General features: G+C 41.7%; 9 protein-coding genes. 5 read left to right on the forward strand and 4 right to left on the reverse strand.

The window, feature by feature from the left end:
• Positions 1-208 precede the first annotated feature (208 nt).
• From B5X76_RS01320 to B5X76_RS01330, 3 genes are read left to right on the forward strand one after another with little or no spacing between them, the layout of a single operon-like run.
• Entirely contained in the window at positions 209-1,660 is a 1,452-nt protein-coding gene (locus B5X76_RS01320) for a TonB-dependent receptor (RefSeq protein ID WP_079640625.1), read from the forward strand.
• Positions 1,661-1,677: 17 nt separating this feature from the next.
• The gene (locus B5X76_RS01325) at positions 1,678-3,747 is read left to right on the forward strand and encodes a tetratricopeptide repeat-containing sensor histidine kinase (protein WP_079640626.1); all 2,070 of its coding nucleotides are present in this window, start codon (positions 1,678-1,680) and stop codon (positions 3,745-3,747) included.
• 11 nt (positions 3,748-3,758) lie between these two features.
• A complete protein-coding gene (locus B5X76_RS01330) occupies positions 3,759-4,508 on the forward strand; it encodes a LytR/AlgR family response regulator transcription factor (protein WP_245800887.1) in 750 nt (249 codons plus the stop codon).
• A 51-nt stretch (positions 4,509-4,559) separates the two neighbouring features.
• Here the strand turns inward: B5X76_RS01330 and B5X76_RS01335 are convergent, their stop codons facing one another.
• On the reverse strand, positions 4,560-4,853 hold the full coding sequence (locus B5X76_RS01335; RefSeq protein ID WP_079640628.1) for an RNA polymerase alpha subunit C-terminal domain-containing protein: 294 nt from the start codon (positions 4,851-4,853) through the stop codon (positions 4,560-4,562).
• 128 nt (positions 4,854-4,981) lie between these two features.
• On the opposite strand from B5X76_RS01335, the gene B5X76_RS01340 reads away from it, so the two are divergent.
• Positions 4,982-5,626, forward strand: coding sequence for a CatB-related O-acetyltransferase (locus B5X76_RS01340; RefSeq protein ID WP_079640629.1), 645 nt, complete (start codon positions 4,982-4,984; stop codon positions 5,624-5,626).
• A 194-nt stretch (positions 5,627-5,820) separates the two neighbouring features.
• Here B5X76_RS01340 and B5X76_RS01345 read toward each other — a convergent pair whose 3' ends face one another.
• Both B5X76_RS01345 and B5X76_RS01350 read right to left on the reverse strand, forming a co-directional pair.
• The gene (locus B5X76_RS01345; RefSeq protein WP_245800891.1) at positions 5,821-6,270 is read right to left on the reverse strand and encodes a DUF1398 domain-containing protein; all 450 of its coding nucleotides are present in this window, start codon (positions 6,268-6,270) and stop codon (positions 5,821-5,823) included.
• 99 nt (positions 6,271-6,369) lie between these two features.
• Positions 6,370-9,807, reverse strand: coding sequence for a pyruvate carboxylase (locus tag B5X76_RS01350; RefSeq protein ID WP_079640818.1), 3,438 nt, complete (start codon positions 9,805-9,807; stop codon positions 6,370-6,372).
• 451 nt (positions 9,808-10,258) lie between these two features.
• On the opposite strand from B5X76_RS01350, the gene B5X76_RS01355 reads away from it, so the two are divergent.
• Positions 10,259-10,783 carry a hypothetical protein gene (locus B5X76_RS01355; protein ID WP_079640631.1) on the forward strand — a complete coding sequence of 175 codons (525 nt, stop codon included), beginning with the start codon at positions 10,259-10,261 and terminating at the stop codon, positions 10,781-10,783.
• Between the two features lie 80 nt (positions 10,784-10,863).
• On the opposite strand, the gene B5X76_RS01360 is transcribed toward B5X76_RS01355, so the two are convergent.
• Positions 10,864-13,281 (reverse strand): TonB-dependent receptor, encoded by a 2,418-nt coding sequence (locus B5X76_RS01360; protein ID WP_079640632.1) that lies wholly within the window; start codon positions 13,279-13,281, stop codon positions 10,864-10,866.
• Between the last annotated feature and the right edge of the window lie 220 nt (positions 13,282-13,501).

Raw genomic sequence — 13,501 nt, forward strand, 5'->3', positions numbered from 1 at the left:
CTGAGAGTTAAAATTTAATGATAAAACAAACAGCCCCCAATCATCTTGAGGGCTGTTCCTATCTGAATACAATATTGAAGATGTCAAATTCAGCACGAACGACGACCTGCGTTATACCAATTCGGATATTGGTTATTTTAGCAAAATAGATCTGGATTATGATATTAGTAAAAATGCAACCATTACCTATGTAGGCACGCTAGGCAACATGAAGGACAACGATGTAGGCGAACTGGTATTTAACGGACTGTCATCTCTTGAGGGCACCAAAAAAAAGAGCCTGTTGTCTAACCAACTGCTACGCTACACCCAAAAACTATCGGATCGGACGGCATTGGTATCCTCTTTCCGTTGGATCAACCAACAGTCTCCTGTTAACTACGGTATAAACGAGTATTTCTACACTGATCTGTTTGGCCAAGACAACATTGACAGCGTAGGACAGCATGTCGAAAACAATGTAGAATATTATGGTGCAATCAGCCAGTTTGTAAAGCGCGACGCAAGGGGTAATCCTTTTAGTGCTTCTATAGCACACGAGTCTACTTTCCGTAGCTTCAATTCGAACTTTTATCTGATAGACGAGCTTGAGCAAACACATAGCCCTGACGGCTTCTCGAATAATTTGGATTTTAACGAGCGTAATACAGCTATCTCGGCACAATATACTTGGCAGTCCCGCAGTTGGGAACTGACCCCGAGTATAACTGCACGCCATCTCAGCTCTACTATAAATGATCGAATTTCTCAAACCAAGCAATACCGTCAAAATCAGTTATGGTCTCCAAAAGCAACTTTGCTATGGAAAGCGCACCGCAATGGGGAACTCCGTTCGGAGATCGCCTATCAGATGGACATGTCGGATAATGCCCTGGAGCTCACCCCTAACTTTGTATACCTTGGAAATCGTACATTTTCCGAAGGTTTAAAGGAAAATCCCATGCTAGATGCCTTTAACTTTAACGCCGTATATACGTTAGGGAAAATGACCGATAAACTCTATACCATCCTATCGACAGGTTATAGTAAACAACTCCACTACATCGGGCAGCGGCAGGAGTTGACGCCCGACTACAGCCTTATCCAAGGCGTTCTTTTCAAGAACAGAAATGTGTCGTACTTTAGTGCACAGATCAACTATTTCCTAACGCCGCTAAAAGGTAACCTTAGACTGACTAGTGACGGTCAGGTAGCACATTACCAGACACAGATCGAAGGCCACTCCCCCAGCCCGATCCGTACCGCACAATACCAGCTTGGACTCGAATATCGTAGCGTATGGGACGGTCCGGTAAATATTTTCACGAAGCTGCAGGTCAATAATTCCTCCCTTCGCAATGGAACGACTACAAAATTCAGACAGTCTAGGATACAGGCCAATGTCAATACCCGTCTGAACAAGAACATCCGTGCCTCACTTAAAAATGAGCTCTACCTATTTGACGAAAACCTTTATAATCAAGCCCGACATTACCTATTTTCCGATTTTGTCCTGCAATACTATTTTAGAAAAAATAATATGCACCTAGAATTAATGGCAAACAACATATTCAACGTAGATTCCTTTGAACAAATATCACTTCGCGAAAGCTACCGGTCTACAACATCCTATACCCTACGCCCCAGACAGATTATGCTGGGCATTAATTATAGTTTTTAGCAATTAGACATAATCATATGATAACAGCAGCTAAAGGTCTCCGTATTTTTTTGCATCATCTTTCTAAAGCAAGCTGGACTTTCACATTTGTAAACTTACTGTCAATGGATTTTAAAGATGTATCGACAATATGGATACTTTGTACTAACTTTAAGAAAAATGCCGCTTTAACTCGCATGCCATATACCTGGAAAAACTGTATAACCGTATTATTTCTTTCATGGGTCCTATCTGCCTGTACAGATGGTAATCGCTCCTCTACACCGAAGTCCGTGCAGGATGAACAGACCCCTTTAAAAATAGACTATATCTCCTTTTACATAGCCTCCGATACCTTGCCGCTACCCGATAGAAAAAAGGCTATCGCTATGGAAGACAGCATACTGGTCAAGCGTAGAGACAGCGAATCCTGGCCGATGCATTTTTTCTTTCAGGCCAAACTTAAATTTTGGGACAACGAGCCGGAAGCAGGATTCTTAATGCTGGATAGTATGAAAGTTACCGAGCCATCCAGCGACATCTACTTTTTGAAACATTGGGCTACCCTTGAACATGAAACGAACAGGAATAGCGTGGTAGAGGCTACCGTGATGAAGGAGATCCAAGAGCTCTTGCAAAAAGCAGAATTGGCTAAGAGCAGAGTAACATTCCATTTTTACGATGTGGCAGCTAAAGCATTCTATCAGAACAGAAACGAAAAGACCGCTCTTAGCTACGTAGCCAAATATTTCGAATCACATCCCTACAATTGGCACCCTGTAGTAAAACAACGCTACTACGATGTTTCGTTCCTGCTCGCATCCCGAATGGCCGACTATGAAAAAATGGAAAAGTACAACGAGCTTGCACGCCAGCTGGCCCTCTCCTCTAAAAATAACACTGCCCTAGCTAGAACCTACGACAATGAGGCTCAAATGTACGCACGCAGAGGGCTATTCAGCAAAAGCTTAGAATACAGCAAATTGTATGTTTCTATCTTAGAACAAAACAACAACATCCACGATGTCGCTTACAACAACTTGGCTTTGAGTTTCGCGAACAGCGGGCAACTGGATTCGGCAATAACATACTATAAGAAAGCTATTGAACTCAATAAAATAAAGATGCCTGAAAAGCCAAGGTATCTCCTTTACAAAGGCCTATCTGAAGCCTATCTCCAAAAAGGGGATTACAGAAAGGCGTTCGAAGCTTTAGACTTTGGCAATAAGCTGGAAATAAAGTCCATTAAAGAAATTGAAGCGACAAACATTGCGGAAATCGAAAGTAAGTATCAGACCGAAAAAAAAGATCGAAATATCTTAGAGCTAAATAATAAAAACCAGCACAGCGAAAACATTATTCGACAACAGAAATGGATGCTCTTTACGGGCTTAGCATTGGCTATTGGTGTATTGGCAATCGTCTACACGATGTATCAACAAAAAAGTCTAAAGCAAAAAAACAAATTGCTGCACAGCGATAACAATCGGTTGAAACTGGAACACAAACTTTTGCAAACGCAGCTAAATCCCCATTTCGTTTTTAATTCTATTGCCAATCTTCAGGGACTTATTGCCACGGGAGATACCTCGCAGTCGGTGCTTTACCTCTCTTCATTCTCGCAGTTACTGCGGGATATACTCGAACAAAGTCGTAAGGATTTCATAGGTCTGGACGAAGAAATTGAATCGCTAGAGAATTATCTGCATTTGCAACAAATGCGCTACCCCAATCTTTTTGACTATCAGATCGCCATAGACAAGCATTTGGATCTGGAAGAGATTGTAATACCGCCCATGTTATTACAACCTTTTGTAGAAAACGCCATTGAACATGGATTTAGAAACCTGACTTACAAGGGTAAGCTGAACATTCAGTTTGAATTAACAGAGAAAGCACTTTCCATAACGATAGATGATAACGGTAATGGTATGAGCAACCCGAAACCAAAAGGACAGAAAAAGAAGTCGTTGGCATACGAAATATTGAAAGAACGTTTGCAATTACTGTACAGGTTCAGCAATCAAGAAGCATATTTTGAGGTTACCGAGAAAAATGTCTTGGGCGAAAAGGGCGTCAAAGTAAAAATTAGTATCCCCAAACTTTAAATAAAACAGTAATGATGAAGGTCTATGTGTTAGAAGATGAAACGAATATAATGCGCCATCTGTTGCAGATACTGAATGGGATTTCGTACGTACAGGTGGTTGGCCATGCTGAAGGCATTGCGAAAGCGGCGACCGAAATACCTCTTTTGAAACCGGATATGGTACTAGCTGATATCCGGCTTAAGGATGGGAACAGTTTTCAGCTTTTTGAACAGATCGGAACAGAAAACTTTCAAATAGTTTTTTTAACTGCCTATGATCAGTACGCTGTTGACGCCCTCAACATGGGTGCATTGGGTTACCTGTTAAAACCTGTAAACGAACAAAGCCTGCATACTGTCCTTGAAAAATACTACCACCAACAAGAGCAAAAGGCCTCCAAATTAGAGGCGGTCTCCATTGCGAAAGATTACTATGTCTCTCAAGGTAATTCAACAAATCACCGTATTGCTCTAAAAAGCTTGGACTACATCGAAATCGTATCCCTTGAAGACATCATCTATTGCAAAAGCGATAAAAGCTACACCACTTTTTTTCTCCAAGACAAGCGGGAAGTAATGGTATCAAAAGGGCTCAAACAATACGAGACCATGCTAACGAGATTCGGATTCATCCGTTGTCACCAATCTTATCTGGTAAACTTCCTATACGTAAAAAAATATTTTCGAGAAGGCTTTCTTGAAATGTCTAGCAAAGAAATGATACCGGTGTCCGTTAGAAAAAAAGAAGAAGTTTTAAGTTATTTAGAAAATATGTCTTAGTGTTATACCTGCTTTTGGGTTTTGGTTAATCATCTGAACTAATCAATTGAGTTATCTCTTAAAGTCCAGATTTTCTTTTTCTAAAGCTTGCTGAAGTTTAGGAATGGAACGCTTACCAAAGCCATGTAACTGTAACAACTCTTTCTCGCTGTAATTTGAAAGTTGCTGTAATGTGTTTATCCCGTTATCTGTTAATGCCCTTCTTGCCGGGGCAGACAAAGTAGAGAGAAATCCGCTTTGGGGTTTCTTTGCAGCTTCGCATTGGGGACAAACCGGACAATCACTGCTTTTATAATATGCGTGTCCATCTGGACACGTTCTCAACGTTCCTTTGGGCATCTCCATTAAATTATGAAATAGTTGCAGTATAAAAATAATAAAATATGGAGGTCAAAGTAACGATAATATTAAATTAAATGAATGGAAGATAAATTTTGTTAGTTTTATATTTTTAATCTGGAATTACGCTACAAATGCAAAAACATTGGTCAAAAGTAGAATACCTGCACGAATCGGTCACAAACCCCAATATACATATTAAAGGTGCTAGCAGTTATTATAGCGCTGCCTGGACGGGTTCTTTTGAAGAATCTGTCGTTCGTTATCTGTATGGGGATGCGTTCAGTTTGAATAGCTGGGAACCAGCCTGGCCTATTGATCAACTATTTATTGGTTCGCATGTGTGTATAGCCGCCGAAGTCGTCATCTTAATGGGAGGAAATAATACCCACCGTATGGACTGGATAAGTTTGTACCCCTTCGTAGACCGTATCACGGAGGCTTACCAAGGCAAGGGTGATACTGTTATCGAAGATGGTGCATGGATAGGTATGCGCGCGATGCTGATGCCGGGTATCACTATTGGAGAAGGTGCTATTGTTGCTTCGGGAGCTATCGTAACCAAAGATGTGGAGCCCTATACTGTGGTGGCTGGAAATCCTGCCAAACCGATTAAAAAAAGATTTAGCCCAGAGGCTATTGAATCTTTACAACAGTTGAGAATATATGACTGGGATGCACAAAAGTTTACGGCATTAGGTGACTATATCTGTTCCGGTGATGTAGCAGAACTGGTCGTGCAAAGTCAACGCTATGATGAAAGCCAATCTAATGTATAAACTATAGGCTTTGTCCATCTGAACCTCAGTACTGAGCATATCGGATATTATGAGGCTTTGGATATATTGGCCACGGTTATCACCCGTGCGGTAAGGAATCAAGGATCTATCGGGTACTGGTATAATGGTCTATGTCCTACCTGTATCTAAGGGAGCACACCGCTAGAAGTACGTGAATAAAAAATACGGTTTCCCTATTGGGGAATGTGTTCGACGAGAATTTCTCTCCCTGACTTGTCGTAATAAGTACAGGTCATTTTATCCATACAGATTGCCCATTTCTCAATGCCAACATCTGCACACATTTTAATGAATGTAAGGAAGTCGGTTTTGCCTTGTTGATGGGCAATCAACTCCCTTTTGAATTCCTCAGGCCTGACCATGTCAGCAATAGGAAGCGCTTCATAACTTGCCGGGACTTTTGCAATATAGGTGGCAGCACCGTGATAGTCGATATGACCGTCTGAAACGTAAGCTTCGTAATGCGTTACTCCCATCGCCTTGATTTCTTTAACGTAAGCCGGGAAGTCGGCCCCCGATTTTACTTTGCTGTGGGCTACTTTAATTTGTTCTACTGTAAACATGCTACTCTTATTTTTAATTGCTAAACGATCTGTTGAAGCACAGGCAACCAAAATGCCCATCTTTTAGTTTTACCATTTCTTGCCTATATTCGTTGTCGTATCTCCCTAAAATAAACAGAAAAAAGCGGACAACCTAACACTGCCCGCTTTTATATTTCATTATTCTATCACTACGATAAGATCTCCAGTATCTACCATTGATCCAGGTGGTAAAACAACTTTTTTGACCTTACCTGCTGAGATAGCACAGATCGTTGACTCCATCTTCATGGCTTCTATCACAAACAATGGAGAATCTTCCTGTACCGTATCTCCCTCCTTGACATGAACCATTGACAACATGCCGCGTAGTGGGGATCCTACCTGATTTAAATCATCTGGATCACACTTAACATGTGCCTTTTTCTCTACTTTGATGGACCGATCCTGCACTTCTATATTTCTGGTCTGCCCGTTCAGTTTGAAAAAGACTGTACGCCTTCCCTCGCTATCTGCTGGACTGATCGACAGAAGCCGTACCAATAATGTCTTGCCTTGAGCGATATCGACTGTGGTCTCTTGCCCTACCTCCATACCGTAAAGGAAAATCGGTGTAGACACGAGGGATACATCTCCAAACTTGCGATAGGCTTGTAAATAATCTAAAAAGACCTTAGGGTAGAATTTATAACTGAGGTAATCGGTCATCGAAAGGTCTTCTCCGTATTGTTGAAGGAAATCTGCGAACTCGCTTTCTATATCCAACGCGGGAAGATGTTTGTTTGGTCTATCCGTGCTGGCAGCCTGCCCCTTCAAGATAATCTGCTGAATTTGCGCAGGGAAACCGCCTTCTGGTTGTCCGATGTCGCCCTTAAAGAAGGAAATAACCGAATCGGGAAAAGAAAGGGTATCGCCCTTGGCAAGTATATCATCCGCGACCAAATTGTTAGAGACCATATACTGCGCCATATCGCCCACAACTTTGGAACTGGGCGTAACCTTGACAATGTCTCCAAAAAGCACATTGGCTTCGGCATAAGCTTTTTTGATATCAGGGATACGATCTCCAAGTCCCAGTGCTGTAGCCTGCTGTTTGAGATTTGAATACTGACCTCCAGGAATCTCGTGCTGATATACCTCCGCAGAACCGGCATTCATACCTGATTCGAATGGTGTATAATATTTACGGACTGACTCCCAATAGTCGCTATACTGTTGTAGATTTTCGGCATCATAGTTTTGATCGCGGTCTTGAAAGCGCATCATTTCTACAACAGCGTTAAAATTAGGCTGTGAGGTAAGTCCGGAAAGTGCCCCCAACGCGCAGTCTACCACATCTACTCCTGCTTCTATGGCTTTGAGATAAGTAGCGGCCTGTATCGAGGACGTATCGTGCGTATGTAGGTGTATCGGAATTGCTATAGTATCTTTTAGCGCAGCCACCAGTTCCTGTGCCGCATAAGGCTTTAATAAACCAGACATATCTTTGATCGCAAGCATGTGAGCCCCAGCATTCTCTAGATCTTTGGCCAAGCGCAGATAATAATCCAGATTATACTTACTACGCTTGGGGTCCAGAATATCGCCGGTATAACAAAGTGTACCCTCCGCAATACCTTGGGTACGTTTTCGTACCATATCAATACATGGCGCAATATTTTCCATCCAATTGAGGGAGTCGAAGATCCGGAAGATATCTACCCCTGTCTCCCAGCTCCGCTCTACAAATGAGGCAATAAGATTATCTGGATATGCCGAGTAACCTACCCCATTGCAGCCACGGATTAACATCTGTAAAAGAATATTAGGTATAGCCTTACGAAGTTTGGACAAACGTTGCCAAGGGTCTTCGAGTTGAAAACGAAGCGCCACATCGAAGGTAGCTCCACCCCAAACTTCCATACTGAATGTCTGCGGGTGTGCCTTGGCAAACCCTTCGGCAACCTTAAGCATATCGTAGGTACGTACCCGCGTGGCTAACAAAGACTGATGGGCATCGCGAAAAGTCGTATCCGTGTACTGAATAGCTTTTTCATCCTTCAACCAATTACAGAGTCCTTCTGGGCCTAATTCTTCAAGCCTATTTTTTGAACCGTACGGAAAATCAGATACCGGATCGAACACAGGTACTATGGGCAGTTCTAAACCTTCAGGACGGCCAGCACGGACATCGGGATTACCATTGACTGAAATATCAGCTAAAAATGAAAGAAGTTTCGTACCACGATCTAAACGCCTGGATGGCTTGAACAGCTGTGGATTGGATGCGAGGAAGCCCACATTAACCTGTCCCGCAAGAAATACGGGATGTGTTATCAAGTTTTCCAAGAAGGCAATATTATTTTTCACGCCACGGATCCGGAACTCGCGCAATGCTCTGTCCATACGATAGGCAGCTTCTTCTAATGTCTTGCCATGCGTACTAACTTTAACCAACATCGAATCGAAGAAAGGGCTTACCTTCATACCTGGATAGGCACTGCCTTCATCGAGCCTAACTCCGAAACCGGCTGCATTACGATAGGTAACTATAGTGCCATAATCTGGCCGAAAGTCGTCTGCGGGGTCTTCTGTGGTGATACGGCATTGAATGGCGTACCCGTTGATTTTAATGGCTTTCTGATCAGCGAGCCCCAACTGTGGATCGGCCAACCTATAGCCTGAGGCGATGTAAAGCTGTGTCTTAATAAGATCCACACCAGTAATCATTTCAGTAATGGTATGCTCGACCTGTATGCGGGGATTGACCTCGATAAAATAGATGTGCTCGTCGGTGTCTACCAAAAACTCAACTGTACCCACATTATCGTAGTTTGCCAATCCGGCTATAGCGGTGGCATACTGATATAGCAAATTCTTGGTGTCTTGCCGAAGATTGCTCGCTGGGGCTACCTCTACTACTTTTTGGAAACGGCGCTGCACAGAACAGTCTCTTTCATAAAGATGAACTACTTTTCCATACATATCGCCGACAATCTGTACTTCAATATGTCTAGGGTTTTCAATGTATTTTTCCAAAAAAACGGTACCATCACCGAATGCATTGAGCGCCTCTTGCTGAGCACTACCAAAGGCTGTTTCCAACTCTTCGCGATTACGGACAACGCGCATACCGCGCCCGCCCCCGCCAGCAGATGCTTTCAGGATAACAGGAAAGCCTATACGCGCTGCTTCCTTCAACGTCTTAGAGATGTCTGCCAATACCCCTTCGCTACTTTCTATAATGGGTACCTGAGCCTGAACAGCTACCTCTTTGGAACGCACCTTATCGCCTAGCATTTCCATGACTTGTGGTGAAGGCCCGACAAAAAGAATGTTTTCTTCGGCACATCGTCTAGCAAAATGAGAATTCTCCGAAAGAAAACCGTAACCAGGATGGATAGCATCTGCCCCACACAATCGCGCGGTCCGCAAAATAGCCTCTATATCAAGATAAGGTTTTAGCGGTTCATCATCTCCGCCGATCTGGTAGGCTTCATCGGCCTTGTACCGATGGAGGGAATACCTATCTTCAAAGGTAAAGATAGCAACGGTCGCAATCCCTAGTTCATTGCAGGCCCTACTAATGCGGATAGCAATCTCGCCTCTATTAGCAATAAGCACTTTTTTGATGTTCATGATATTTGTTAAGTTTAAAATGGTGTTCTTCTCATAAGGCCGTCCTAAAACGAACATCTATTTAGGTCGGCATTTATTATCGCAAATCAAAAAAAAATGAAACAATAAATATTATTGCAAAATTGAAAATTACTAAACCAATATTCAACAGCAAGAGTTAATTTCAATAAAAACAAACAAAATAAAGCATCATAACCGAATAAAAAACACCATCAAACACTCATTTATTGCTAAAATCCGAAAGTTTTAGTCTGATGCAATACGCACACTCATTATCAACAGTTTACTACCAAAAGTTATGATTTCATTTTCCGCACGCCCTACAAGATATCGGCATGGAAAAAGTAAACACTTAAAAAGTCATTCAAAACCCTGTAATAGAAAGATTAAGGACCACGATGAAAGAAATTATGGTAAATTAATTATATTTAAAAAATGAAATTACTAACCGATGAAGTCTACTAAAAAATCTTTAAAAATTGTACTTATTTCGGCTATAGCACTATTATTTCTACCGTTAAAACTGATTATTTTAAATAACAACCTTGTCCCGATTAATGGCGTAATAAAAGAAGTTGAGAAATCTTCAACAAGAATTCCGTATTACAAATTCAGGCTTTCTGATGACTCTACAATATACTATAATTCAGGAAGGGGCCTACTCTCTAATATTAAAACCGACAAGGAAGTTCTATACAACGGAAAAAATAAAGAGATTAGCTTTTATATAAGCAAAGTAGACTTTTCTAAGCTTAATAAAGGAGAAGAAATCAAATACATAGGACTAGAAAAACGAAATGTTTTGATCGACTTATATTATCACTCGATATCAGGATTGTGGAATGTTGTTTTAGGAATGCTCTGCATTGTGATGATGGCATTAAATACTTATGCCGTGTATACTTATAAAAAGAAGGTCTTTGAAGTATTTATTATTATTTATATGTTACTCGGTATTTCGATGCTAATGCTATAAACAAGATCTAATTATTAGGTGGCTCGCGCTTTCAGTTCTTACCCTGCTAAAAAACAAACAGAAAACTTAGGACAAAAAAATTACTTGATTCGCCCACTCTCGCTCTCCAAAGCTGATTTTCGACTTCTCTGATCTTTGGATACACCTTTACTGAACCGGTAGGTAAAACTAAGTCTTGCTTGTCTTGATTCGTAATAACCGTAACTCTGAGATGTGAATCCTGGAAAATCTTGGGTATATCGGCTTACATTTCCTTTATAGATATCGCTAAAGCCAAATCGTAATGATGCTTTATCTTTTAGTAAGCTCTTTTGAATAGCGATATCCACTTGACTATAGCCACGGCTCAAGATATTGGCTCCACTCAATCGCTTTGTATTGTAGGTACCTGCCAGCTCAACCTTAAGCTTGAACGGTAACTGAAATGCCTGTTGTAAATTGAAACGTGCCGCTAGTTGTTTTAAATTAAGATTGCGATATTGGTCAAAGGATACATCGTTGTGAATGTGGTAGGCCAAGCTATTAAATGTGATGTCCCACCAGGGTATAGGCTTAAAATTATGGGTAAGGGATAATGACCAATGTTTCTGGGTACCAATATTCCTATTTATCATCACGATCTTTTCAATATCTACTGTATCGGTCACCCTAGCATTGAACTGGTCTGTATAGGCGTAATTGAGCGATATGACAGTAGCACTCTTCAGGGAATACAACAAGGTAAATCGCTGGGTAAGCTCTGGATTCAAAAATGGATTTCCCTGCCAAAATGATAATTCGTCCAATAAATATACGAATGGATTGAGGTCTTGATAGGCCGGCCTTTCTATGCGCTTGGCATAGGAAAGGGAGATATTATGCTCGGCAGTGGGTCTTAGGCTTACAGAGAAAAAGGGAAACAGGTTTTTGAAACTGCGTTTTATTTCGCTCCCCTGTTCTTGATTACGCTCCATAAAGAATAGCCTACCCGTGGAATTGGATGATTCCATCCGCAGTCCGGCCTGAAATGACCATTTGCCTAAGGTACGCTTGTAGTCCGCATAGGCCGCAAAAATACGTTCGTCGTAGCGAAAATCATTAGTACGCCGATTGTCAAGGCTATCGGTTTCCTGAAGAACATGGTAAAACTTGGAGTCGTTGGCCGAACTGATAGCCGAATACTTGACTCCTGTCTCTAACTTTCCGCCCCAAAAGTTGGTCGAATAGTCGATCTTGGCTCCTTTAAGGTCAATATCAATTCCATTTAGGGTTCGGTATAGATTATCGCTCATAATAGCGCCATCCCGATCTTTGTATGTATTGGATTGTAAATTCTTATTCCACTTATCAAATAGACCGTAATCTGCATCAATGTTCAAGACATGGCCCAACGTATCTTCATACTTATAGTTCAAATTGAAATTATATCGCGCAGTCCCCTGCCCATAGTAGTCATTTATAGCCGCGAGGGAATGATCCACAGCGGAAGATGGAAGTATGTAAATGTCGGTCTTGGTATCGGTAATGCCTCCGCCGAAAATAAAATTACCGTTGGCAAGGATACCTATCGTGCTCTTGGCATCGATCACATAGTCGGCCCCAATCTGCCCGGACATCTTTTGTCGCTTATCGACATCATCGGTATGGCTATCGTAGGACCTACCATTCTGCTGTCTATTAGTACCATAGACGTAATTAAAATTGCCCAGTGTATGGCTGTAATTGCCGTATACATTAAGCCTTTCGCGGCGGTAACTAATGCCGATGTTCTGCATTTGCTTGGTGCTGATACCGTATGCTACACCTGTAGTCATCGTACCACTGATCCCTTTCACTTGATTTTTCTTAGTGATGATATTGATGATACCGGCCGCCCCAGTGGCGTCGAATTTAGCAGTGGGACTATTTATAATCTCGATAGATTTGATGGTATTGGAAGATATAGACTTCAGAAGATCTGTAAGCTCGGCACCGGAGAGATAAGTCGACTTGCCATCTAAGAGAATCTGTACACCAGCCTTGCCGTTTAAGGTGATATTCCTTTCGTTCTCTATATGTACTCCAGGAGCCTTTTTGAGCAGTTCGAGGGCCGAGATATCTTGTCCTCCAATCGTACGATCCACGTTATAGGTTAATATACCTCCATTTACCTCTAGCACTTTGGGGATTCGGTTTACCTCCACTCCTTCTAATAGGTGCTGTAAGGAAAATAGCTGTATGGTGTCCAAATCCATAGCATGGGAAACTTTAAGGTCTTTCCGATATACCTGATAACCTACCGAGCTAATCGATAGACTATATAAGCCTGGGGATGGACAACGCAGTTTAAAACGCCCGTCGTTGTCTGTGATAACGCTAATGTCCTTCGTGTCATCGGTTCTTTGTGCTACAACAGTAGCGGAAATTATCGGTTGACCAGCACCATTTGCGACTACAGCAGTTATATCCATAGCTACTCCCTGAGCGAACACTGTCACATGGAATAAAAACAAAAAACTAATCCACAAAAAACGGAGCATCGTAATAGGTTAATTGGACTTTGTATTTGAAACCGGGATAATTTACTGGTATTAAAGCTAATAACCCCTGCAGTAATATTAGTAATAATAATTGAAATATGCAAAAAAGCGCAGACCACTATTAGAGTTGATGACTTGCAAACCCTACCATTGACCTACAACAGAGGGCTACTTACCTTTGCTGGCCCGGACTTACAACTCTTATCTCTCAAAAACAAAT

The organism is Sphingobacterium nematocida (assembly GCF_900168125.1).
In the GTDB taxonomy this organism is placed as follows: Bacteria; Bacteroidota; Bacteroidia; order Sphingobacteriales; family Sphingobacteriaceae; genus Sphingobacterium; species Sphingobacterium nematocida.